Origin of the sequence: Mycolicibacter acidiphilus (genome assembly GCF_018455725.1) — a bacterium.
GTDB classification, from domain to species: domain Bacteria; phylum Actinomycetota; class Actinomycetes; order Mycobacteriales; family Mycobacteriaceae; genus Mycobacterium; species Mycobacterium acidiphilum.
Genome location: NZ_JAHCLR010000016.1, coordinates 1 through 23,665, shown reverse-complemented (window position 1 = coordinate 23,665; position 23,665 = coordinate 1). Strand labels below are relative to the sequence as shown.

Here is a 23,665-nt window from a genome sequence, read left to right as displayed (position 1 = left end):
CACCTGGGGGAATACCGGACAGTTGTGCACGTTCGCGGTGGTTTAGGGGGCCAGGCTGGGCAGCTCGCGGATCCCGAACTCGCGTCTGAGCAGGCTGCGGGCGGCGTAGTAGCCGGCCATCCCGTGCACACCGGCGCCGGGGGGAGTAGCCGCCGAGCACACATACACCCCGGGCAGCGGGGTCGACCACGGGTCCCAGCGCGGGGTCGGACCGACCAGCGCCCGCCAGGCGTTGTTGCCACCGACGCCGATGTCGCCGCCGACGTAATTGGCGTTGTGCTCGGCCAGCCCGGCGGCCGGGACGGAACGGGTGGCCACCACGATGTCCCGGAACCCCGGGGCGAACCGTTCGACGGCGGCGGTCACCGCCGCGGTCTGGTCCACGGTTGAGCCGGCCGGCACGTGGGCGTATGCCCACAGCGGGCGCCGCCCCGCGGCGTCGATGCGCGACGGATCGGTCAGATGCGACTGCGCCGCCAGCACCATCGGCTGCGCCGCGTGCCGGCCGGCGGCGACCTCGGCTTCGGCGTGCGCCATCTGGGCGCGGTCACCGCCGAGGTGCAGCGTGGGTGCGGCCGCCAACCGTGGATCGGCCCACGGGATCTCGTCGGAGAGCACGAAGTCGACCTTGGCCGCTGCTGAACCGAATCGGTAGCGCCGCAGCGCTTTTGCGTACCGCGGCGGTAGCGCGGCGCCGTAGATCGACAGCAACGCGGTGGGGGCGGTGTCGAAAACCACGGTGCCCGTCGGGGGTGTGGTCACCTCGGTGCCCGCGGTCAACTGCCCGCCGTGGGCGCGCAGATCCACGATGAGTGCGTCGGTGATCGCCTGGCTGCCGCCGACCGGGACCGGCCAGCCCACCGTGTGTCCGAGGGTGGCCAGCAGCATCCCCGCACCCGCCGACGTCAACGATGGGAGTCGCGAAATCGTATGCGCGGCAACGCCGGTGTACAGCGCGCGCGCATCGGCGCCGGCCAGGCCCGCATCCCAGGCCGGCGTTCCCTGCCCGGCCATCCGCAGACCGAGTCGGGCGACGGTGCCGACGCCGGACGGCACCGAGCGTTTGTCGCCGAGCAGGAACCCGACCACCGCCTCGGAGTGCTCGACCAGCGGGCCGAGCAACCGGCGCCACCCGGCGCCGTGCTGCAACTCCGCGCAGGTGCGGTTCAGGTCCCGGTAGGCGATCGCGGCCGGCAGGCCGTCCAGCGGGTTGCCGTAGGAGACCTCCGGCACCACCAGTTCGACACCGCGAGCCCGCAGATCGAACTCGGCGAAGAACGGTGACGCCAGTGCCAGCGGATGCACTGCCGAGCAGATGTCGTGGCTGACCCCGGTGAACTCCGGGTCGGCCGCGGTGCGGGCACCGCCGCCGAAGGTGGGCTGGGCTTCGAGAACCTGCACCGAGAGGCCCGCGCGGGCGCAGACGACGGCTGCGGCCAGGCCGTTGGGTCCACTACCGACGACGGTGACGTCCACCTCATGAGGATAAAGAGCCGAACCGGACCCCGAGCACCGGTTGCCGAGCATCGCCGTTGCAGAAGTCAGGGCACCACGGGCTGTGGTCGTGATCGTCGTGCCAGACCAGTTGCAACGCCTTGATGCCGGGACCGTAGAGCGCCACCGCCATGTTCAGGTGAGCGGCCGGGTGCTCCACTTGGACGATTTCCATCAGTGGACCGTCGCCGATCGACATGGTGTGACCCGGGACGGGTCGGCCACCGTCGACCAGGTACTGGGCCGCTCCATTGAGCACCCGTACCGTGTCCTCCGGGGTCAGTCCGGTGACCAGCAACTCCGGCAGGCCGTGCTCATGCAGACCGATCGTGTAGGCGAACGGGCGGCGATCGTCCTCGACGTACTGGATCGCCCAGCCGAGTCTGTCCTTCTTCGCTCGGATCTCATCGATCCATTCCTCGATCGTGGCCTCCGGGTGATCGCACTTCCAGCACATGGGTTTCCCCTCTCGTCGTGGTACTTGACGTCAGGGTCCACCCGGGTACCGACAAGTGGGGCTCGCCGCCCGGCTCAGCGGTGCGCAACCCGTCCTACTGTGCTGTCGGTGGCCGACCCCCTGCGCCCGGCTCCGCCGCGCTCGTGGTCGCCCACTAGGCTGTTCGGGTGACTTTGCCTGTTGTGTTGATCGCCGACAAACTCGCCCAATCGACCGTCGCCGCACTCGGCGATCAGGTCGAGGTCCGCTGGGTGGACGGCCCGGACCGCGCCGCGCTGCTGGCCGCGGTGCCCGATGCCGACGCGCTGCTGGTGCGCTCGGCCACCACCGTCGACGCCGAGGTGCTGGCCGCGGGCACCAAGCTGAAGATCGTCGCCCGCGCCGGGGTCGGCCTGGACAACGTCGACGTCGACGCCGCCACCGCCCGCGGCGTGCTGGTCGTCAACGCCCCGACCTCCAACATCCACAGCGCCGCCGAGCACGCGATCGCGCTGATGCTGGCCGCCGCCCGGCAGATCCCGGCCGCCGACGCCACCCTGCACAACCACGAGTGGAAGCGCTCGTCCTTCTCCGGCACCGAGATCTTCGACCACACCGTCGGCGTGGTCGGCCTGGGCCGCATCGGCCAGTTGGTCGCCGCCCGGCTGGCGGCGTTCGGCGCCCACATCGTCGCCTATGACCCGTACGTGTCGGCTGCCCGCGCCGCCCAGCTCGGCATCGAGTTGCTGCCCCTCGACGACTTGCTGGCCCGCGCCGACTTTATCTCGGTGCACCTGCCGAAGACCCCGGAGACCGCCGGGCTGATCGGCAAGGAAGCGCTGGCCAAGACCAAGAAGGGCGCGATCATCGTCAACGCCGCCCGCGGCGGGCTGATCGACGAGGCCGCGCTTGCCGACGCGATCACCAGCGGGCACATCCGCGGCGCCGGCCTGGACGTCTTCGCCACCGAGCCGTGCACCGACTCGCCGCTGTTCGACCTGCCGCAGGTCGTGGTCACCCCGCACCTGGGCGCCTCCACCGCCGAGGCGCAGGATCGGGCCGGCACCGACGTCGCCGCCAGCGTGAAGCTGGCGCTGGCCGGCGAGTTCGTGCCCGACGCGGTCAACGTCGGCGGGGGAGCGGTCAGCGAGGAGGTCGCCCCCTGGCTGGACCTGGCCCGCAAGCTCGGGGTGCTCGCCGGTGCGCTCGCCGATGAGCTGCCGGTGTCGCTGAGCGTGCAGGTGCGCGGTGAGCTGGCCTCCGAAGACGTTGGCGTGCTGCGGCTTTCGGCGCTGCGCGGGCTGTTCTCCGGGTTCATCGAGGACCAGGTGACGTTCGTCAACGCCCCGGCGCTGGCCGCCGAGCGCGGCGTGGCCGCCGAGATCGGTACCGCCACCGAGAGCCCCAACCACCGCAGCGTCGTCGAGCTCAAGGCCGTCGGCGCGGACGGGACGGCGGTCACGGTGGCCGGCACCCTGTCCGGACCGCAGCAGGTGGAGAAGGTCGTCGAGATCAACGGCCGGCACTTCGACCTGCGCGCCGAAGGCGTGAACCTGATCATCAACTACTCCGACCAGCCCGGTGCGCTCGGCAAGATCGGCACCCTGCTGGGCGCCAACGGCATCAACATCCACGCCGCGCAGCTCTCCGAGGACGCCGAGGGCCCCGGTGCGACGATCCTGCTGCGGCTGGACCGTGACGTGCCCGCCGAGGTGCGTGCGGCGATCATCGACGCCGTCGGCGCGAACAAGCTCGAAGAGGTGGACCTGTCGTGAAACTCGCAGTCATTCCCGGCGACGGGATCGGCCCGGAGGTCATCGGCGAGGCCGTCAAGGTGCTCGACGCGGTGCTGCCGGGCGTCGAGAAGACCGAATACGACCTGGGTGCGCGGCGCTACCACGCCACCGGCGAGGTGCTGCCCGACGGCGTCCTCGACGAGCTGCGCGGCCACGACGCGATCCTGCTCGGCGCGATCGGCGACCCGTCGGTGCCGTCCGGTGTGCTGGAGCGCGGGCTGCTGCTGACGACGCGATTCGCCCTCGACCACCACGTCAACCTGCGGCCGGGCCGGCTGTACCCGGGTGTGTCCAGCCCACTCGCCGGCAACCCGGAGATCGACTTCCTGGTGGTCCGCGAGGGCACCGAGGGGCCCTACACCGGCAACGGCGGTGCGCTGCGGGTCGGTACGCCGCACGAGGTGGCCACCGAGGTCAGCGTCAACACCGCGTTCGGGGTGGCCCGGGTGGTGCGATATGCGTTTGAAAAGGCTCGCACCCGGCGTAAGCACCTGACCCTGGTGCACAAGAACAACGTGCTGGCGTTCGCCGGTTCCCTGTGGACCCGCACCGTCGCCGAGATCGGCAAAGACTACCCGGACGTCGAGACCGCGTACTGCCACGTCGACGCCGCCACCATCTACCTGGTGACCGACCCGGGCCGGTTCGACGTGATCGTCACCGACAACCTGTTCGGCGACATCGTCACCGACCTGGCCGCCGCGGTCTGCGGCGGGATCGGGCTGGCCGCGTCGGGCAACATCGACGCCACCGGCGCCAACCCGTCGATGTTCGAGCCGGTGCACGGCAGCGCACCGGACATCGCCGGGCAGGGGATCGCCGACCCGACGGCGGCGATCATGTCGGTTGCGTTGCTGCTCAACCACATCGGTGAGGACGCTGCGGCCGCCAAGGTGGACAACGCCGTCGCCGGGCACCTGGCGACCCGCGGTGAGGCCAAGCTGTCCACCGGCGCGGTGGGGGATCGGATCCTGAATCTGCTGTAGGGAGGCTGTCATGGGTCACCGGATTCGCAACGTCACCGTTTTGGGAACCGGCGTGCTGGGTTCGCAGATCGCGTTCCAGACCGCCTACCGCGGTTTCGATGTGGTCAGCTACGACATCAGTGACGACGCCCTGCAGCAGGCGCGGCAGCGGTTCGACGCCCTGGCCGAGACGTACCGCAGTGAGGTATCCGGGGCCGCCGACGGCGAAGCGGAGGCGGCGCTGGGCCGGCTGTCGCTCAGCTGCGATCTTGTCGAGGCGGTCAAGCACGCCGATCTGGTGATCGAGGCGGTGCCCGAGGATCTGCAGATCAAACGCGACACCTATTCCGCGCTTTCCGAAGCGGCACCGGCCGCAGCGATCTTCGCCACCAATTCCTCGACGCTGCTGCCCAGCGACCTGGCTGATTTCACCGGCCGCCCGGAGAAGTTCCTGGCGCTGCACTTCGCCAACCGGGTGTGGGCGCACAACACCGCCGAGATCATGGGTACCGCTGCGACGGATCCCGCCGTCTATGACACCGTCGTCGACTTCGCGTCGGCGATCGGCATGGTGCCGATCCCGTTGAAGAAGGAGAAGGCAGGCTACCTGCTCAATTCCCTGCTGGTGCCGTTCCTGAACGCCGCGGGAATGCTGGTCGCCGACGGCTACGCCGACCCGGAGATGGTCGACAAGACCTGGAAGATCGCCACCGGGTCACCGCTGGGGCCGTTCCAGATCTACGACGTCGTGGGATTGACGACGGCCTACAACATCAGTCGGGCCGGCAACGCGGATGCGCAACGATTCGCCGCGTACCTCAAGGAGAATTACATCGACAAGGGCAAGCTCGGTGTGGCGACCGGCGAGGGGTTCTACAAATACCCCGCCGATTAGGCTGGGCGAGAACGGATTCGAACGTTCAGCGGATGTCGGTAGTGTCGGCGGGTACCACCGGCAGGGCCGTCAGCGGGAACAGTGCGCACAGCGCGAACGCCACCGGGTAGCCGGCCACCCCGATCAGCGCCCCGAACAGCGGCGGACCGATCCCGGCGGCTAACAGCTGACTGGTGTTCTGGGTGCCCAGTGCGCGGCCGCTCCAGAACGGGCCGGCGATCTCGGCGATCGCGGTGAACGCCAACCCGTTGTCGGACACCGTGATCACCGACGCCACGACCATGACCGCGACGCTGACCGACCAGCCGCGCCAGTCGGTGACCGCCAGTGCCAGCATCGACACCGCCGCGGCCGCCGCGATGGTCCGGATCGGCCGCAACCGCGAACCGACGTGATCCGACCAGCGGCCCGCCCCGATCCGGCCCGCGGCGCCCAGCAGCTGACTCACCGTGACCAGGACGCCGGCAGCACTCGCCGACCACCCCCGATCGGCGATCAACCACACCAGCATGAACGTCCACACCATGACCTGCGGCACCACCAGCAGCGCCGACATCGCGTGGATCCGCCAGAGTAGCGCCGACCCGCGGTAGGGGTTGGCAAGATGCTCGGCTGGCGCCTCGGCGCGCGGCGGTCGGGGCGGATCGATCACTCCCACGGCGCAGGCCAGCGCGGCGGACGCACACACCGCCGTCGGGAACAGCAGTGCGGCGCCGATCCCGTGGTGCTCGGCCAGCCGGGGAATCACCAACGCGCCCAACCCGACTCCCAGCGGTTGCGCGGTCTGGCGGATGCCCATCGCCAGTCCACGCTGCTGCGCCGGGAACCACCCCACCACCAGCCGGCCGCTGGCGGTGTTGCTGCTCGCGGCCGCCATCCCGCCGAGGAACAGGAACGCCCCGGTGGTGATGAGTGAATCCGTCAGGGCCGCACCGAAAGCCGCGCCGGCGGTCAGTGCCGAGCCGGCCACCAGCACCAGCCGTTCGCCGAACCGGTCCACCAGGTAGCCCCAGGCGATCAGCGTGACGACCATGCCGAAGCTCGGCAGTGCTGAAAGCAGGCCCGCCCGAGCCAGATTCAGGCCGCGGTCGGAGTGCAGGACGGGGATCAGGAATGCGACGCCGTTGATGAACACGTTGGCGCACATGGTCGCCACCAGTGCCAGCGCCAGGATCGACCAGCGTCGTGCGGCGCTGACGATCTCGGTCGCATCAGTGGTCATGTCGTACCTTATCCGCGCGTGCAGAGTTCACCGACCCCACCTGGGCCGATGCCGGTGAAACGTGCACGATCGCGGGGGAAACGGGCGCCGCGCTACACCGGGTCGAAGGTGCGGCTGGCGATGAACGTCGGCCGCGGCGCCGCCGCCCCGAACGGCGCGACCAGCGTGTTCTCCACACTGTTGTAGACGATGAAGACGTTCGACCGCGAGTAGGGCGTGATGTTGCTGCCCGAGCCGTGCATGCAGTTGCTGTCGAAGAACACCGCTGACCCGGCCGGCCCGGTGATCTGCCGGATGCCGTGCTGGTCGGCCAGGTGGGTCAGGCTCGCGTCGTCTGGGGTTCCGATCACCTGCTGCTGCAACGACGATCGGTAGTGCTCCGGCGGCGTCTCGCCCGGGCAGGAGACGAACCAGCGGTGTGAGCCCGGCATGATCAGCAGCGAGCCGTTGGAATCCAGGTTCTCGGTGAGTGCCACCGACACGCTGACCGCGCGCGGGGTGGGCATCCCGTCCTCGGCGTGCCACGTCTCGAAGTCGGAGTGCCAGTAGAACTCCCGGCCGTTGAAACCCGGTTTGAAGTTGACCCGGCTCTGATGCACGTACACCTCCGAGCCCAGCAGTTGCCGGGCTGTGCCGACCAGTCGCGGGTCGGCGATCAGTGCGGCGAAAGCCGTACTGATCCGGTGCACCTCGAAGATCGAACGGATCTGACCGCTGTCACGCTCGGAGATCGAGCGTTCGTCGGCGGCCAGCACCGGGTCAGACCGCAGCCGGTCCAGTTCCGCGCGTAGGTCGGCGACGATGTCGGGCGCCAGCAGCGACTCGACGGTCAGGAACCCGTCGCAGTCGAAACGGTCGACGTCGTCGCCGGCCAGCGGCCCGCCGCGGTCGTCGCGAACCCACACCACCGGGTCGTGGCGGGGTTCGATGCCCACCCGAACGGAACTGCGGGTCGGGTAGCGGTCGGCGACCACTTCATCGACGGCTCCGGTCACGAAGTCGCCTCCACGGCCTCCTCCACGAGCAGCGGGTAGGCCCCGGTCTCGTCGTGGACCTCCCGTCCGGTGACCGGCGGGTCGAACACGCACACCATGCGCAGGTCGGTGTGGGCGTGCACGGTGTGGTGCTCATGGCCGTCGAGCAGGTACAGGGTGCCGTCGGCCAGCGGGTGGACCTCACCGGTCTCGTCGTTGACCAGTTCGCCCTCGCCGCCGACGCAGTACACCGCCTCGACGTGATTCGCGTACCACATCGAGGTCTCGGTGCCGGCGTACAGGATGGTCTCATGCATCGAGAACCGCTGCCCGTCGCGGGCCAGCAGCAGCCGCTGACTGTTCCAGGTCTTGGACTGGACGTCGCGGTCGGTGCCCTTGATCTCGGCAAGCGTGCGGACAATCATCGTTTACTCCCTCCAGAGGCGCCGACGAGCTCCCGCCCGGCGACCACCTTGATCGATTCCGCGGTGATCGCCAACCCCCGAGCGAGGTCGTCGTCGTCGATCACCAGCGGTGGCATCAGTTTCACTACTTCACCTTCCGGCCCAGAAGTCTCCAGCAGCAGCCCCCGGTTGAACGCCTCTCGGCACACCTCGTTGGCCAGGTCGCCCCGTTCGAAGGCGACGCCGCGGATCAGGCCGCGACCGCGGGTCTTCACACCCTCGATCGGGTCGACGACCTCGTGCAGCGCCTGGTCGACTTGCTCGCCCTTGCGCAGCACCGCCTTCTCCAACTGGTCGTCAGCCCAGTAGTTCAGTGCGGCGGTGGCGGTGACGAACGACGGGTTCTGGCCGCGGAAGGTGCCGTTGTGCTCACCGGGCTCCCAGACGTCGAGGTCCCGGCGGAACAGCGTCAGCGCCATCGGCAGGCCGTAGCCGCTGATCGACTTGGACATGCAGACGATGTCCGGGGTGATTCCGGCGGCCTCGAAGCTGAAGAACGGTCCGGTGCGCCCGCAGCCCATCTGCACGTCGTCGACGATCAGCAGCAGCTCGTGCCGGCGGCACAGGTCCTCGAGCCCGCGCAGCCATTCCAGCCGGGCCACATTGATTCCGCCCTCGCCCTGCACGGTCTCCACGATCACCGCCGCCGGGTCGTTCAGACCGCTGCCGCTGTCCTGCAGCAGCCGCTCGAACCAGAGGAAGTCCGGTGTGACCCCGTCGAGGTAGTTGTCGTACGGCATCGGCGTGGCGTGCACCAGGGGGATGCCGGCGCCGCCGCGCTTCATCGAGTTGCCGGTGACGCTCAGCGAGCCCAGCGTCATGCCGTGGAAGGCATTGGTGAAGCTGATGATGCTCTCCCGGCCGGTGATCTTGCGGGCCAGCTTCAGCGCGGATTCCACCGAATTGGTCCCGGTGGGGCCGGGGAACTGCACCTTGTAGTCCAGGTCACGCGGCTTGAGGATGACCTCGTCGAACCGCTCCAGGAACTGCTCCTTGGCGATCGTGTGCATGTCCAGGCTGTGCACCACCCGATCAGAGGTCAGGTACTCCAGCAGCGGCTTTTTCAGCTCCGGATTGTTGTGCCCGTAATTGAGGGCGCCGGCGCCGGCGAAGAAGTCGAGATACTCCTTGCCATCGGTGTCCCACATGCGGGATCCGCTGGCCCGGTCGAATGTCACCGGCCAGGATCGGCAATAACTTCGTACATCGGATTCCAGGGATTCAAAGATGTTCATGCTTCCTCCGTCCGTCGGTCTCATCAACAACGGAACGGAACAACAGGTCGAGGGCTGGCTTCTCTGGTGCGGGTGACACGCTCGACCTATCACCCCGCTCGGGGCGCCCCACCTCGGTCCGTGGGGGCTCACGTTTGCGCGCTCGTGACCCTACCGATATGGATTCGTGATCTGCAACCCTGCCACGCCCGCAGTCGTCATGACGCGGATACCCGCACCGGCCCGATCCGAAACAATTCCTCGGCCAGGTGACCGTCGCCCAGCAGTTCCGCTGAGAACAATTCGCGACACACTAAATCCGCGCCCCACCTGCGGGCGAAGGCGCTGAACAGCCGCCGGCTGGCCGTATTGTCGGGCGTGATCGACGTCTCCAGGTGGGAGATCCCGCCGGGCAGTGATTCGGTCATCAGGTGATCGAGCATCCGGCCGGCCAGACCCATCCCGCGGTGCGCGCTGTCGACCGCGACCTGCCACACCATCAGGGTGGTCGACTCGTCGGGGCGGTGGTACCCGGTGATGAACCCGGCCGGTTCCCCGTTCACCTCGGCGATCACCGAGGTGGCGGCGAAGTCGCGGCACCACAGAATGTAGGCGTAGGGGGAGTTGACGTCGAGGGTGACGCTGTCGACGGCCAGTTGCCACAGTGCGGGGCCGTCGGCTACCCGAGGGCGTCGCAGCACGATGTCGGCGGTGTCGGTCATCGTTTCGACGGTACTGGGCGGCCGGATCAGGACTGCCCCTCCGGGTCGGTGGGGCCCGGCGGAACCCGGATGGTACGCAGCGCCTCCAGTGCTGAGCGGCCTTTCGGTTCCGCGGAGACCGGGACCAGGGGCAACGCCAACAGCGGGAACAGTCCGCAGGCCGCGAACGCCACCGGGTAGCCCAGCACGCCGATCACCGCCCCGAACACCGGTGGCGCGATCCCGGCGGTCAGGCGCTGCGTGGTGTTCTGGATGCCGAGCACCCGGCCGCTCCAGTACGGTCCGGCGAGTTCGGCGACCGCGGTGGACGCCAACCCGTTGTCGAGCACGCTGATCACCGCGGCGACGACCATCGCGACCTCGGCCAGGTGCGAGTGCAGATGGTCGGTGATCCCCAGCGCCAGCATCGCCAGCGCGCTGGTGGCGGCGACGGTGCGGATCGGCCGCAGCCGGCAGCGCACCCGGTCCGACCAGCGTCCGACCAGCACCCGCCCCAGCGCGCCGAGCAGCTGGGACACCGTCACCAGAGCGCCGGCGCCGGCGATCGACCAGTCGGTGTCGACGATCAGCCACACCAGCATGAAGGTGGCCAGCATGCACTGCGGCACCATCAACAGCGCCGACGACAGGTGGATGCGCCAGAGCACCTTCGAATCCTGGTAGGGGCTGGCGAGTTCCGCATCGGTCGCCGACGACCGCGGTCGCCGGGGCGGGTCGAGCACCCCGATGGCGCAGGCCACCGCCGACAGTGCGCACAGTGTCGCCGGGAACATCAGCGCCCGCGCCAGGCCGTGCTCGGCGAGTTCGGGAATGACCGCGGCGCCCAGGGCGATTCCCAGCGGCTGCGCGGTCTGCCGGATGCCCATCACCAGGCCCCGCTGGTGCGGCGGGAACCACCCGGTGACCAGTCGCCCGCTGGCACTGTTGGCGCTGGCGGCCGCCATCCCGCCGAGGAACAGAAACGCGCCGACGGCGACCAGCGACTGCATCGAGGCCGCCGCGTAGGTGGCCGCCGCGGTCAGCGCCAGGCCGACCGCGAGCACGATCCGCTCACCGATCCGGTCCAGCAGGGCGCCCCAGGAGAACAGCGTCAGCACCATTCCGAAACTGGGCATCGACGCCAGCAGACCGGCCACCGCGAGGTTGGTGTCCCGCTTGGTCTCCAGCATCGGGATGACGAACGCGATGCCGTTGATGAACACGAATGCGCACATCGTCGCCACCAGGGCGATCACGATGATCGACCAGCGCGCGGCGGTGCTGAGCGACTGCGTGGGCACGCCGTCATCGTGGCATAGCACTACGCTCTGACGAATGCGACTAGGCCGAATTGCCAGCCCGGACGGTGTCGCCTTCGTGAGTATCGAAGGCGATCCGGACCAGCCCGATCAGATGACCGCCCGTGAGATCGCCGAGCATCCGTTCGGCACGCCGGAGTTCACCGGACGGTCCTGGCCGCTGGCCGATGTGCGACTGCTGGCGCCGATCCTCGCGTCGAAGGTGGTCTGCATCGGGAAGAACTACGCCGACCACATCGCCGAGATGGGCGGGGCGGCACCGGCGGACCCGATCATGTTCCTCAAACCCAACACCGCGATCGTCGGCCCGAACGTCGCAATTCAGTTGCCGCCCAGCAGCACCGAGGTGCACTACGAGGGCGAACTGGCCGTCGTGATCTCGCGGCCGTGCAAGGACGTGAAGGCCGAACGGGCCGCCGAGAACATCCTCGGCTACACCATCGCCAACGACGTCTCCGCCCGCGACCAGCAGCGCAGCGACGGGCAATGGACCCGCGCCAAGGGACATGACACCTTCTGTCCGGTCGGGCCGTGGATCGTCACCGACGTCGACCCGGCCGACCTCGAGGTCCGCACCGAGGTCAACGGCGAGGTCAAGCAGGACGGCCGCACGTCGCAGATGATCCACGGTGTCGGCGCGATCATCGAATGGGTCTCCGCGGTGATGACGCTGCTGCCGGGCGACCTGATCCTCACCGGCACCCCGGCCGGCGTCGGGCCGATCGAACACGGCGACACCGTGTCGATCACCGTCGAGGGAATCGGAACTTTGACCAATCCCGTTGTCCGTAAAGGAAAGTCGTGAGCACACCTTCGCAAGTCCGGGTCCGGTTCTGCCCGTCGCCGACCGGCACCCCGCACGTCGGACTGATCCGCACCGCCCTGTTCAACTGGGCCTACGCCCGGCACACCGGCGGGAAGCTGGTGTTCCGGGTGGAGGACACCGACGCCCAGCGGGACAGCGAGGAGAGCTACCAGGCGCTGCTCGACGCACTGCGATGGCTGCAGCTCGACTATGACGAGGGCCCCGAGGTCGGCGGTCCCTACGCCCCGTACCGGCAGTCGCAGCGCGCCGACATCCACCGGGACGTGGTGGCCCAGTTGCTGGCCGCGGGGGAGGCCTACGAGGCGTTCTCCACGCCGGAGGAGGTCGAAGCCCGGCATCTGGCCGCCGGGCGGAATCCCAAGCTGGGCTACGACAACTTCGACCGTGACCTGACCGAGGCGCAGCGCGCCGCGTACCGGGCTGAGGGACGCAAGCCGGTGCTGCGGTTGCGGATGCCCGACGGTGAGATCGGCTGGACCGACCTGGTGCGCGGACCGACGACCTTCCCGGCCGGCACCGTTCCGGATTTCGCGCTGACCCGCGCCAACGGTGACCCGCTCTACACGTTGGTCAACCCGGTCGACGACGCCATGATGAAGATCACCCACGTGCTGCGCGGCGAGGACCTGCTGCCGTCCACGCCGCGGCAGATCGCGCTGTACCAGGCGCTGATCCGCATCGGGGTGGCCGAGCGGATCCCGGAATTCGCCCACCTGCCAACGGTCTTGGGGGAGGGCACCAAGAAGCTGTCCAAGCGGGACCCGCAGTCGAACCTGTTCGCGCACCGCGACCGCGGCTTCATCCCGGAGGGGCTGCTGAACTACCTGGCGCTGCTGGGCTGGTCGATCGCCGACGACCGCGACATCTTCAGCATGGCCGAGATGGTCGCGGCGTTCGACGTCGCCGACGTGAACTCCAACCCGGCCCGCTTCGACCAGAAGAAGGCCGACGCGCTCAACGCCGAGCACATCCGCCTGCTGACCGCCGAGGACTTCACCGCCCGGCTGCGGGCCTACCTGGACGCGCACGGCCATGACACCGGCCTGGACGACGCCTCGTTCGCGACGGCCGCGGCCCTGGTGCAGACCCGCATCGTGGTGCTCGGCGACGCGTGGGGGCTGCTGAAGTTCTTCAACGACGCCGAGTACGCCCTCGACCCGCGAGCCGCCGCCAAGGAACTGGGGCCGGACTCCGCGGCCACCCTCGATGCGGCCATCGCGGCGCTGGCGGCCGTGCCGGCCTGGACCGTCGAGAACATCGAGGCCGCGCTGAAAGCCGCACTGCTGGACGGTCTGGAGCTCAAACCGCGCAAGGCGTTCGGGCCGATCCGGGTGGCGGCGACCGGCGCTCAGGTCAGCCCGCCGCTGTTCGAGTCGCTGGAATTGCTGGGCGCCGACCGCAGTTTGCAACGGCTGCGGGCCGCCCGAGCAGCGCGATGAGTACTCTGCGCCAGAAGTTTGGTAGTCTGCTCGTCGGCCCGCAGCGGCTGGTGAAGGTGCCCCACCGGGCGTCGTGACCAGCGGTTTCGGGCCAGACCGAATAGGTCAATGGGGTATGGTGTAATTGGCAACACAGCTGATTCTGGTTCAGCCATTCTAGGTTCGAGTCCTGGTACCCCAGCAAAACCGGCCTTCTCCCAACGGATTAGGCGGGTCATTCGGGTTGAGCTATGCTGGCAACCCGGAAATGTTCTAGCCCCCGTCGTCTAGCGGCCTAGGACGCCGCCCTCTCACGGCGGTAGCGTGGGTTCGAATCCCATCGGGGGTACACCGAACAGCAGGCCCCACCTCGATCGAGGTGGGGCCTGCTGCGTTGTCGGGGTCGGGTCAGTCGGCGGCCGGCGCGGTGGAGCCGGCCACCGGCATCGCGGGCAGGCCCAGCTTGCGGTGGTCCCAGGACCGGGTGCGGTGTGTGACGATCCGCACAGCGACGCGGTTGTTCATCATCGCGTCGACGCCCGGCTTCATCTCGTCGGTGTAGGGACCGGTGTAGCGCTCCCAGACGCTGACCCCGACCCGGAACACGGTGTCCGGGTCGTCGATGATCTCGGCCACCCCCTCGAACGACGCTCCGCGCAGCGTGTCGTAGGTGTCTCCTGCCTCCAGCAGGAAGCTGACCCGGGCGTCTCGGCGCAGGTTCACCGCCTTCTGGGACTTGGCCTTGGTCTCCAGCCAGATCTCACCGTCGAGCACCCCGTACCACATCGCGGTCAGATGCGGCTGCCCGTCCGGTCCGATGGTGGCCAGTGTCCCGGTTCGACTGGTGGCGATGAAATCGGCGACTTCGGTGTCGGACATGACGATCTGCGCACGCTGCTTGGTTCCCATGCCTGCAGTGTGTCAGGTGGGTCACCATGATTCGGCGAGCAGACGCGAAAGCGCCCGATCTCGGCACGAAATGGGCGCTTTGACGTCTGCTCGCCACTACTACCGGGCGGTGAGTGCGGTGGCGGCGTCGATCAGGTCGGCCGCCCAGCGCGCCCCGGGCCGCCGGCCCATCCGGTCGACCGGGCCGGACACCGATATCGCGGCCACCACCGTGCCGCGGTGGTCGCGCACCGGTGCCGAGACGCTTGCCACCCCCGGCTCACGCTCGGCGACGCTCTGCGCCCAGCCGCGGCGACGGACGTCGGCCAGGGTGCGGCCGGTGAACTTGGCGTGCGGCAACACTTCCTGCTGGACGGCCGGATCGGCGTATGCCAGCAGCACCTTGGCGCCGGAACCGGCCGTCATCGGCAGCCGGGCCCCGACCGGGACGGTGTCGCGAAGCCCCGCAGGAGGTTCCAGCGCTGCGACACAGACCCGCCAGGTGCCTTCCCGCCGGTACAGCTGCACGCTCTCCCCGGTGATCTCGCGCAGCCGGGGGAGCACCGTCGCCCCCGCGACCCGCAGCGGGTCGTCGGCACGGGCGGCCAGTTCGGTGACCGCGGGCCCGATCTGCCAGCGGCCGTCGTCATCGCGGGTCAGCAGCCGGTGCACCTCCAGGCCGGCGGCCAGCCGGTGCGCGGTCGCCCGCGGCAGGCCGGTGCGGTCGCACAGCTCGGCCAGCGCGCACGGGGAATCCGCGATCGTGTGCAGCACCACCAGCGCTTTGTCGAGAACGCCGACGCCGCTATGCTGTCCCATATACAGATACTAACGTCTCAGAATGTGGGAAAGTCAATGACGCAGAAGCCTAGCACCCTGGCCGAGAAGGTCTGGGCGGACCACGTCGTGTCGTCCGGTGGCGGAACCGAACCCGACCTCATCTACATCGACCTGCACCTGATCCACGAGGTCACCAGCCCGCAGGCGTTCGAAGGGCTGCGGCTCGCCGGCCGGCCGGTGCGGCGCCCGGATCTGACGATCGCCACCGAGGACCACAACGTGCCGACGATCGACATCGACAAGCCGATCGCCGACCCGGTGTCGCGCACCCAGGTGGAGACGCTGCGGCACAACTGCGCGGAGTTCGGCATCCGACTGCACTCGATGGGCGACATCGACCAGGGCATCGTGCACATCATCGGCCCGCAACTGGGCCTCACCCAGCCGGGCATGACCGTGGTCTGCGGTGACAGCCACACCTCCACGCACGGCGCGTTCGGCGCCCTGGCGATGGGCATCGGGACCTCAGAGGTCGAGCACGTGCTGGCCACCCAGACGCTGCCGTTGCGGCCGTTCAAGACGATGGCGGTCAACGTGGAGGGGCTGGCCGGCGGCGGGCTGCCGCCGGGGGTGACGGCCAAGGACATCATCCTGGCGGTGATCGCCCAGATCGGGACCGGCGGCGGCCAGGGCTATGTCATCGAGTACCGGGGCAGCGCCATCGAGGCGCTGTCGATGGAAGCGCGGATGACGATCTGCAACATGAGCATTGAGGCGGGTGCCCGGGCCGGCATGGTCGCCCCGGACGAGACCACCTACGAATATCTGCGCGGCCGTCCGCACGCGCCGACCGGTGCGGACTGGGATGCGGCGATCGCCTACTGGGAGAGTCTGCGCACCGAACCGGGCGCGGAGTTCGACGCCGAGGTGCACCTGGACGCGACCGCGCTGACGCCGTTCGTCACCTGGGGCACCAACCCGGGCCAGGGTGTGGCGCTGGGTGAGGCGGTGCCCGACCCGGAGCTGATGACCAACGACGACGACCGGGCGGCCGCCGAGAAGGCGCTGGCCTACATGGATCTCACGCCGGGAACCCCGATGCGCGACATCGCGGTCGACACGGTGTTCGTCGGATCCTGCACCAACAGCCGCATCGAGGATCTGCGTGCGGTGGCGGCGGTGCTGCGTGGGCGCCATGTCGCGGACAGCGTGCGAATGCTGATCGTGCCGGGCTCGATGCGGGTGCGCAAACAGGCGGAAGCCGAAGGGCTCGCCGACATTTTCGTGGCGGCCGGGGCCGAATGGCGCGAGCCCGGTTGTTCGATGTGCCTGGGCATGAACCCCGACCAGCTGGCCCCGGGCGAGCGGTGCGCGTCCACGTCCAACCGTAACTTCGAGGGCCGGCAGGGTAAGGGCGGACGGACGCATCTGGTCTCGCCGATCGTCGCCGCGGCCACCGCGGTCCGCGGGACGCTGTCGGCCCCGGCCGACTTGAACTGACCGCCACGGGATTTAAAGGAGTTTGATCATGGAAGCTTTTGAGACCCACACGGGAATCGGCGTTCCGCTGCGGCGGTCCAATGTCGATACCGACCAGATCATTCCGGCGGTGTATTTGAAGCGAATCACCCGGACCGGATTCGAGGACGGGTTGTTCGCCACCTGGCGGACCGATCCCTCGTTCGTGCTGAATCTCAGCCCGTTCGACCGGGGTTCGGTGCTGGTGGCCGGACCGGACTTCGGCACGGGATCATCTCGGGAACATGCGGTCTGGGCGCTGCTGGACTACGGCTTCCGGGTGGTGATCTCGTCGCGCTTCGCCGACATCTTCCGCGGCAACGCGGGCAAGGCGGGGCTGCTGGCCGCCCAGGTCGCCCAGGATGACGTGGAACTGCTGTGGAAGCTCATCGAGCAGAGTCCGGGGCTGGAAATCACTGTCAATCTTCAAGATCGAATTATCACCGCGGGAACGGCGGTGGTGCCGTTCACGATTGACGATTACACCGCCTGGCGACTGTCCGAAGGGCTCGACGACATAGGCCTTACGCTGCGGAAACTCGACGAGATCGACTCCTTCGAGGCATCCCGGCCGGGCTGGAAGCCGCGCACCGTGCAGGCCTCCTGACCGCCTCGCGGGTGCGGCGAATTCACCTCGCCGGACCCGCGATATCGAGGCTTCGCCGGCGACTAACGGCCGCCGTCGCATTGCCCGAATTCCCGATAATCTCCGCTGAAATTGCGCGTGGCTCTTGGATATCAGTGGTATCAAGGTTTACCGTGTGCTCTAGTCGGCTCAACGAGAGCCACTGGTTTCGGAGGGATCGGATGAACAAAGCAGAGCTCATCGACGTGCTCACAAAGGAATTGGACACCGACCGCCGGTCGGCGACCGATGCCGTCGAGCACTTCGTGAACGCCATTGTGCGCGCGGTACACAAGGGTGAGAGCGTTACGATCACCGGGTTCGGAGTCTTCGAACGCCGGCGTCGCGCTGCTCGTGTCGCCCGCAATCCCCGCACCGGCGAGACCGTCAAGGTGAAGCCGACGTCTGTCCCGGCGTTCCGCCCCGGCGCGCAGTTCAAGGCGATTGTCTCTGGCGCGCAGCGCGTCCCGAGCGACGGACTGGCGGTCAAGCGCGGCGCCGCGGCCGGCGGAACGGCGAAGAAGGCTGCACCCGCGAAGAAGGCTGCAGCCAAGAAGGCGGCCCCGGCGAAGAAGGCCGCGCCGGCGAAGAAGGCCGCTCCCGCCAAGAAGGCGGCCGTCGCGACGAAGGCCGCTCCCGCCAAGAAGGCGACCGCCGCGAAGAAGGCCGCGCCGGCGAAGAAGGCAGCTCCCGCGAAGAAGGCGGTCACCAAGGCGCCTGCCAAGAAGGCAGCTCCCGCGAAGAAGGCGGTCACCAAGGCGCCTGCCAAGAAGGCAGCTCCCGCGAAGAAGGCGGTCACCAAGGCGCCTGCCAAGAAGGCAGCTCCCGCGAAGAAGGCGGTCACCAAGGCTCCGGCCAAGAAGGCCGCAGTGAAGAAGGCCGCCCCGGCGAAGAAGGCCGCGGTGAAGAAGGTCGCCGCCAAGGCGCCTGCCAAGAAGGCTCCCGCCCGCAAGGGCCGCAAATAATCAGGTAGACAGCATCGATGGGCGCCGCGGGAATCTCCCGCGGCGCCCACTCGTAGCCGGACTCAGTTGCGGTCGGACCGAATCACACAGCGGCCCGCGCCGCCAGCGGGCTGCCCAGATGATCGGCGGCCACCAGTCGGCCGTTCGCCAGCGACAGCACCCAGGTGCTGCCCTTGCGGTTACGCGATTTGTCCGGACGGATCCCGTCGCGTGCACACCACCACTCGATCAGATCCGGGATCACCCTGCCCTGCGTGCAGATCACCGGTGTGCCGCCCGCTTTGGCGATCTCGATCACCCGGCGGCGGGCCTTCTTCGGGTTGTCGGCGTACGCCTCCTCGGTCAGTGACGGCTCGTTGGCGATCACGACGCCGAGTTCGGCGGCCAGCGGCTCCACCGTCTGATGGCAGCGCAACCGGTCCGCTGCGTAGACGTCGGCGGCGCCGAACGCGAGCAGCAGACCGGTCAGCGCCTCGGCCTGCGCCCGGCCCTTCTTGTCCAGCGGGCGCTGCGTGTCGTCGCCGGAGTAACGGGCCTTGCGCCCGGCGGTGCCGTGCCGGACGACCAGCACGGTCTGGGTGTCGGCCGGGTGTTTGGCGAACCGCCGCAGGATCTTCCGGTCGTAGGGGTAGGCGACCTCTTTCATCGCATCGGCGACCGGCAGCCAGACCAGGTCGTCGACTTCGCGATTCGGGGTGAAGTCGCCGCCGAGATCACGCGCGGCCCAGTACCGGACTTTCTTGACACCCTGCTGGATCGGGTAGCTGACCGCGCCGAGCCGCCGGCCCAGGTGCGCGTGCCGGCCGGTCTCCTCGAGAACCTCGCGAACCGCCGTCACCGGTTCGGTCTCACCGGGGTCGACCTTGCCCTTGGGCAGTGACCAGTCGTCGTAGCGGGGACGGTGGACCAGCGCCACCTCAATCGGCTTGCGCGGCGTTCGGCCCGGCCGCCACAGCACCGCGCCCGCGGCGTAGACGGTGCGCTGCGCCACCGCGGGTTCGGACGAGGTCGTTTTCGGCACCTTCACTCCTGCAGGTTAATTCGGGCCTCGTCGGCGCTGGACGGCTACCGGTCGTCAGGGGGTGCGGTGCTGCTCCATCAGCGACACCTGATGATCGCGCACGGTCGCCCCGGCCTGCGGTCGCGCCGTCCACTGGCCATCCGGCCCCAGCTCCCAGCAGCGGGTCGCCGGATCTAGTGCGGACTCGAAGACGTCGTCGAGTTGCGCAGTCAGCCGCCGGTCCTTGACCTGAGCCATCACCTCGACGCGGCGGTCCAGGTTGCGGTGCATCATGTCGGCGCTGCCGATCCAGAACTCGTTGATGGCCCGGAAGTGGATGATGCGGGAATGCTCCAGGAAACGGCCGAGAATCGATCGGACGGTGATGTTCTCGGAGAACCCCGGGACCCCGGGGCGCAGCGCACAGATCCCACGCACCACCAACTCGACGCGCACCCCGGCCTGCGATGCCCGGTACAGCGCGTCGATCACCTGCTCGTCGACGAGTGAGTTGAGCTTCAGCCGGATCCGGCCCCGCCCCGCGGTGCCGTCACCGTCGCGGTGCGCGGCCACCTCCCGTTCGATGCGTTCGATGATCCCGGCCCGGACTCCGTGCGGCGCCACCAGCAGGTTGCGGTACTCCATCTTGCGCGAGTAACCGGTGAGCGAGTTGAACAGGTCGGTGAGGTCCGCGCCGATGTCCGGGTCCACCGTGAACAGCCCGACGTCCTCGTAGAGCCGTGCGGTCTTGCTGTTGTAGTTGCCGGTGCCGATGTGGCAGTAGCGCCGGATCGTCGACCCCTCCCGACGCACCACCAGCGCGGTCTTGCAATGGGTTTTCAGGCCCAGCAGGCCGTACACCACGTGCACGCCGGCGTTCTCCAGTTGGCGGGCCCACTTGATGTTGGCCTGCTCGTCGAACCGGGCCATGATCTCGACCAGTGCCACCACCTGCTTGCCGGCTTCGGCGGCGTCGATCAGCGCCGTGACGATCGGCGAATCGCCGGACGTGCGGTAGAGCGTCTGCTTGATCGCCAGCACGTTCTTGTCGGCGGCGGCCTGCTCGATGAACCGCTGCACGCTGGTCGAGAACGAGTCGTAGGGGTGGTGGACCAGCACGTCGCCCTCACGCAGGGTTGCGAAAATGCTTTTCGGAGTTTCCCGTTCGGCGAACGCCGGGTGGGTGGCCGGCACGAATGTGCGGTCCTTGAGGTCCGGGCGCTCCTGGCGGTAGACCTGCCACAGCGCCGAGAGGTCCAGCAGGCCGGGCACCTCGATGACGTCGCCGGGGTGAACGCTGAGTTCGCGCAGCAGCAACTCCAGCATGTTCTCGGTCATGTCGTCGGCGACCTCGAGGCGCACCGGTGACCCGAACCGGCGGCGGGCCAACTCCCGTTCCAGCGCCTGCAGCAGGTCCTCGTCGCGGTCTTCCTCGACCTCGAAGTCGGCGTTGCGGGTGATTCGGAACGCGTGGTGCTCGACGATCTCCATGCCGGGGAACAGCGACGGCAGGAACGCCGCGATCAACTCCTCCATCGGCAGGAAACGAACCTCGCTGCGTTCATCGCCGTCGGCGCCGTCGGAACGTGCGCCGAGTTCGACGAATCGGTCGACGTTGTCGGGGACCTTCACCCGGGCGAAGTGGTTGCCGCCGTCCTCGGGGCGCTTGACGGTCACGGCGAGGTTCAGGCTGAGCCCGCTGACGAACGGGAACGGATGTGCCGGGTCGACGGCCAGCGGGGTGAGGACCGGGAACACCTGTTCGTGGAAGTACGTCGAAAGCTGTTGGCGCTCGCTGGGTTGCAGGTCCGCCCAGGTGACGATGTGGATGCCCTCGGCGGCGAGTTCCGGGCGCACCGAGTCGAGGAACACCCGTGCGTGCCGGGTCGCGATCTGCTGGGTCTGCTCACCGATGCGGCGCAACTGCTCGCGCGGCGTCAGGCCGTCGGCTGAGCGCACCGACAATCCCATCTCGTCGCGCCGCTTGAGCCCGGCGACGCGCACCATGTAGAACTCGTCGAGGTTGGAGGCGAAGATCGCCAGGAACTTCGCCCGCTCCAGCAGCGGCAGCGACGTGTCGGCGGCCAGCGCGAGCACCCGGGCGTTGAAGTCCAGCCAACTCAACTCCCGGTTCAGGTACCGGTCCTGCGGCAGCCCGTCGTCGGTGTCGACCGACGCGGCCGCGGTCGCGGCCGGCGGTGCGGCCGGTGCGGCGTCGTTGGGACGCCATTCGGTTTCGTCGGTGCGTTTCTCAGCGAGCTGGCCAGTCTCGATTTCGGTCACCCCGAAATCATTACTCATCATCGGGGGCGACTGCCACCACCGGCTTGCTGGCGGCCGAGCACGCGAGCGGTCGCCGGGCCGACGCCGAGCACCCGCGCGGCGCTCAGATCCTCGGGCGTGTCGATGTCGCAGCGCAGGCCGGGCCACGCGCCGGTCAGTTCCAACGCGCCCGAACGGCGGTGCCGGACCGCCGAATCCCGGCCGAAACGCGGGTCCAGGGGGGTGCCGAACGCGAACAGCGCGGCGGTGCCGGTGCCGTGCCGGTCGGTGACGAAGCTGCGCGGGTGGCTGCGGGCGGCGGTGATCGCCTCGGCCAGCTCATAGGTCTGCAGCGCGGGCAGGTCGCCCTGCAGGGCAACGATGTTCGGCACCGACCCGGCCAACGACCGTTCGGCGGCGATCAGCGCGTTGTTCAGCGGATCGGCGTGACCCGCCGGGGTCGGGTCGGTCAGCACGTCGACGCCGAGTTCGGTCGCGGCGGCGGCCGCCGCCTCGTCGGGGGTGACCACCACCAGGCGGCTCAGGGCGTCCACGGCCGACGCCGCGGCGATCGTGTCGGTCAGCATGGCCAGCACCACGGCCTCGCGCGTCGGGGCGGCGAAAGTCGATGCCAGCCGGGTCTTGGCAACCGTCAGCCGCTTGACGGCGATGATCATGCCGACGCCGGATTGGTCGACCCGGGTGGAGTTCACAACGGCCATCCTGCCAGCGGCGGGTTCGGCTGTCGTCGAACCCGCCCCAAGTTAGGGTGAAGCCCCTACACGGGAGGTGATGCGGGTGGTCGGCACCGAAGGCACGGTCGCGGTGATGGGAGCCGGCGCGTGGGGGACCGCGCTGGCCAAGGTGCTCGCCGACGGCGGCAGCCGGGTTCGACTGTGGGCCCGGCGAAACGACGTCGCCGCGCAGATCAACGAGACCCGGCACAACGCCGACTACCTGCCGGGGGTGCCGCTGCCCAGTGGCGTGCAGGCCACCGCGGATCCGGCCGAGGCGCTGGACGGTCTGACGACGGTGTTGCTCGCAGTGCCCGCGCAGAGCCTGCGGGCCAACCTCGAGACGTGGACCGGATTGCTCGCCGACGGCGCCACCCTGGTCAGTCTTGCCAAGGGCATCGAACTGGGCACCCTGATGCGGATGAGCCAGGTCATCGTCCAGGTCACGGCGGTGGACCCGTCGCAGGTGGCGGTGCTGTCCGGCCCCAACCTGGCCGCCGAGATCGCCGCCGGGCAACCCGCCGCCACCGTCATCGCCTGCCCGGACTCCGGTCGCGCGGTGGCGCTGCAGCGGATGCTCAACGTCGGCTACTTCCGCCCGTACACCAACGCCGACGTGGTCGGCACCGAGATCGGCGGTGCCTGCAAGAACGTGATCGCGCTGGCCTGCGGGATGGCGGCCGGCGTCGGACTGGGGGAGAACACCGCGGCGGCGATCATCACCCGCGGGCTAGCCGAGATCAGCCGACTCGGCGTCGCGCTCGGCGCCAAGGAGACCACGTTGGCCGGGCTGGCCGGGGTGGGCGACCTGGTGGCCACCTGCTCGTCGCCGCAGTCCCGCAACCGGTCGTTCGGCGAGTTGCTGGGCCGCGGCGAGACCATCGAGTCGGCCACCAAGGCCAAGGGCGGCCACGTCGTCGAAGGGGTGGCCTCCTGCCAGTCGGTGCTGGCGCTGGCGTCCAGCTACGACGTGGAGATGCCGCTCACCGATGCGGTGGAGCGGGTCTGCCACCAGGGGTTGTCGGTGCACGAGGCGGTCGCCCGGTTGCTGGGCCGCCGCACCAAACCGGAGTGAGGCGACCCGCCGGACCTGATGGGGCGGTCCAGCTTCGCCTCTCCTACGTCGAGCCTTGCTAACTGGCTGTAGGTCTTGTCAAGCAGGCGGTGGG

At 69.0% G+C, this 23,665-nt stretch carries 22 protein-coding genes and 2 tRNA genes; 11 read left to right on the top strand and 13 right to left on the bottom strand.

What is annotated here, in order from left to right:
* Positions 1–42 precede the first annotated feature (42 nt).
* Positions 43–1,476 (bottom strand): phytoene desaturase family protein, encoded by a 1,434-nt coding sequence (locus tag KIH27_RS10190; protein ID WP_214092831.1) that lies wholly within the window; start codon positions 1,474–1,476, stop codon positions 43–45.
* A gap of 1 nt (position 1,477) precedes the next feature.
* Positions 1,478–1,951 (bottom strand): DUF4262 domain-containing protein, encoded by a 474-nt coding sequence (locus KIH27_RS10185; RefSeq protein WP_214092830.1) that lies wholly within the window; start codon positions 1,949–1,951, stop codon positions 1,478–1,480.
* Positions 1,952–2,118: 167 nt separating this feature from the next.
* Between KIH27_RS10185 and serA the strand changes: the two genes are divergently transcribed.
* Genes serA through KIH27_RS10170 form a run of 3 tightly spaced genes read left to right on the top strand, consistent with a single transcriptional unit; the run spans position 2,119 to position 5,586 of the window.
* Entirely contained in the window at positions 2,119–3,705 is a 1,587-nt protein-coding gene (gene serA / locus KIH27_RS10180; protein ID WP_214092829.1) for a phosphoglycerate dehydrogenase, read from the top strand.
* A complete protein-coding gene (locus KIH27_RS10175; RefSeq protein ID WP_214092828.1) occupies positions 3,702–4,712 on the top strand; it encodes a 3-isopropylmalate dehydrogenase in 1,011 nt (336 codons plus the stop codon). Before serA ends, KIH27_RS10175 begins: the two co-directional genes overlap by 4 nt.
* A gap of 10 nt (positions 4,713–4,722) precedes the next feature.
* Entirely contained in the window at positions 4,723–5,586 is an 864-nt protein-coding gene (locus tag KIH27_RS10170) for a 3-hydroxyacyl-CoA dehydrogenase (RefSeq protein ID WP_214092827.1), read from the top strand.
* 25 nt (positions 5,587–5,611) lie between these two features.
* On the opposite strand, the gene KIH27_RS10165 is transcribed toward KIH27_RS10170, so the two are convergent.
* From KIH27_RS10165 to KIH27_RS10140, 6 genes are all read right to left on the bottom strand, one after another.
* Positions 5,612–6,808, bottom strand: coding sequence for an MFS transporter (locus tag KIH27_RS10165; RefSeq protein WP_214092826.1), 1,197 nt, complete (start codon positions 6,806–6,808; stop codon positions 5,612–5,614).
* 92 nt (positions 6,809–6,900) lie between these two features.
* On the bottom strand, positions 6,901–7,803 hold the full coding sequence (gene thpD / locus KIH27_RS10160) for an ectoine hydroxylase (protein WP_214092825.1): 903 nt from the start codon (positions 7,801–7,803) through the stop codon (positions 6,901–6,903).
* Positions 7,800–8,207: an ectoine synthase gene (locus KIH27_RS10155; RefSeq protein WP_214092824.1), complete on the bottom strand. Its 408-nt coding sequence runs from the start codon at positions 8,205–8,207 to the stop codon at positions 7,800–7,802. The genes thpD and KIH27_RS10155 overlap by 4 nt, the downstream gene beginning before the upstream one ends.
* Positions 8,204–9,481 carry a diaminobutyrate--2-oxoglutarate transaminase gene (gene ectB / locus KIH27_RS10150; RefSeq protein WP_214092823.1) on the bottom strand — a complete coding sequence of 426 codons (1,278 nt, stop codon included), beginning with the start codon at positions 9,479–9,481 and terminating at the stop codon, positions 8,204–8,206. Before ectB ends, KIH27_RS10155 begins: the two co-directional genes overlap by 4 nt.
* A 197-nt stretch (positions 9,482–9,678) precedes the next feature.
* Positions 9,679–10,182 (bottom strand): diaminobutyrate acetyltransferase, encoded by a 504-nt coding sequence (gene ectA / locus KIH27_RS10145; RefSeq protein WP_214092822.1) that lies wholly within the window; start codon positions 10,180–10,182, stop codon positions 9,679–9,681.
* Positions 10,183–10,208: 26 nt separating this feature from the next.
* Complete coding sequence (locus KIH27_RS10140) at positions 10,209–11,462, bottom strand: MFS transporter (protein WP_214092821.1); 1,254 nt, start codon at positions 11,460–11,462, stop codon at positions 10,209–10,211.
* 34 nt (positions 11,463–11,496) lie between these two features.
* Between KIH27_RS10140 and KIH27_RS10135 the strand changes: the two genes are divergently transcribed.
* The 4 genes from KIH27_RS10135 (at position 11,497) to KIH27_RS10120 (ending at position 14,073) form a co-directional block, all read left to right on the top strand.
* Complete coding sequence (locus KIH27_RS10135; protein ID WP_214092820.1) at positions 11,497–12,285, top strand: fumarylacetoacetate hydrolase family protein; 789 nt, start codon at positions 11,497–11,499, stop codon at positions 12,283–12,285.
* The gene (gene gltX, locus KIH27_RS10130; protein WP_214092819.1) at positions 12,282–13,745 is read left to right on the top strand and encodes a glutamate--tRNA ligase; all 1,464 of its coding nucleotides are present in this window, start codon (positions 12,282–12,284) and stop codon (positions 13,743–13,745) included. The genes KIH27_RS10135 and gltX overlap by 4 nt, the downstream gene beginning before the upstream one ends.
* 109 nt (positions 13,746–13,854) lie before the next feature.
* Positions 13,855–13,926: transfer RNA gene (locus tag KIH27_RS10125), tRNA-Gln, on the top strand.
* Between the two features lie 74 nt (positions 13,927–14,000).
* A tRNA-Glu gene (locus tag KIH27_RS10120) sits at positions 14,001–14,073 on the top strand.
* Positions 14,074–14,132: 59 nt separating this feature from the next.
* On the opposite strand, the gene KIH27_RS10115 is transcribed toward KIH27_RS10120, so the two are convergent.
* Complete coding sequence (locus KIH27_RS10115) at positions 14,133–14,633, bottom strand: PPOX class F420-dependent oxidoreductase (RefSeq protein ID WP_214092818.1); 501 nt, start codon at positions 14,631–14,633, stop codon at positions 14,133–14,135.
* A gap of 99 nt (positions 14,634–14,732) precedes the next feature.
* The gene (locus KIH27_RS10110; RefSeq protein WP_214092817.1) at positions 14,733–15,431 is read right to left on the bottom strand and encodes an IclR family transcriptional regulator; all 699 of its coding nucleotides are present in this window, start codon (positions 15,429–15,431) and stop codon (positions 14,733–14,735) included.
* A gap of 36 nt (positions 15,432–15,467) precedes the next feature.
* On the opposite strand from KIH27_RS10110, the gene leuC reads away from it, so the two are divergent.
* The 3 genes from leuC to KIH27_RS10095 all read left to right on the top strand — a co-directional run bounded on the left by leuC (position 15,468) and on the right by KIH27_RS10095 (position 18,500).
* Positions 15,468–16,892 carry a 3-isopropylmalate dehydratase large subunit gene (gene leuC / locus KIH27_RS10105; protein ID WP_214092816.1) on the top strand — a complete coding sequence of 475 codons (1,425 nt, stop codon included), beginning with the start codon at positions 15,468–15,470 and terminating at the stop codon, positions 16,890–16,892.
* A 28-nt stretch (positions 16,893–16,920) separates the two neighbouring features.
* Positions 16,921–17,517, top strand: a complete 597-nt coding sequence (leuD, locus tag KIH27_RS10100) for a 3-isopropylmalate dehydratase small subunit (RefSeq protein ID WP_214092874.1) — start codon at positions 16,921–16,923, stop codon at positions 17,515–17,517.
* Between the two features lie 200 nt (positions 17,518–17,717).
* Entirely contained in the window at positions 17,718–18,500 is a 783-nt protein-coding gene (locus KIH27_RS10095; RefSeq protein ID WP_214092815.1) for an HU family DNA-binding protein, read from the top strand.
* Between the two features lie 82 nt (positions 18,501–18,582).
* Here the strand turns inward: KIH27_RS10095 and mutT1 are convergent, their stop codons facing one another.
* Genes mutT1 through cofC form a run of 3 tightly spaced genes read right to left on the bottom strand, consistent with a single transcriptional unit; the run spans position 18,583 to position 22,484 of the window.
* Positions 18,583–19,521, bottom strand: a complete 939-nt coding sequence (gene mutT1 / locus KIH27_RS10090) for an 8-oxo-(d)GTP phosphatase MutT1 (RefSeq protein ID WP_214092873.1) — start codon at positions 19,519–19,521, stop codon at positions 18,583–18,585.
* Positions 19,522–19,575: 54 nt separating this feature from the next.
* On the bottom strand, positions 19,576–21,804 hold the full coding sequence (locus KIH27_RS10085) for an RNA degradosome polyphosphate kinase (protein WP_214092814.1): 2,229 nt from the start codon (positions 21,802–21,804) through the stop codon (positions 19,576–19,578).
* Positions 21,801–22,484: a 2-phospho-L-lactate guanylyltransferase gene (gene cofC / locus KIH27_RS10080; RefSeq protein WP_250149903.1), complete on the bottom strand. Its 684-nt coding sequence runs from the start codon at positions 22,482–22,484 to the stop codon at positions 21,801–21,803. Before cofC ends, KIH27_RS10085 begins: the two co-directional genes overlap by 4 nt.
* A gap of 106 nt (positions 22,485–22,590) precedes the next feature.
* Between cofC and KIH27_RS10075 the strand changes: the two genes are divergently transcribed.
* Entirely contained in the window at positions 22,591–23,571 is a 981-nt protein-coding gene (locus KIH27_RS10075) for an NAD(P)H-dependent glycerol-3-phosphate dehydrogenase (RefSeq protein WP_372451345.1), read from the top strand.
* Positions 23,572–23,665 lie beyond the last annotated feature (94 nt).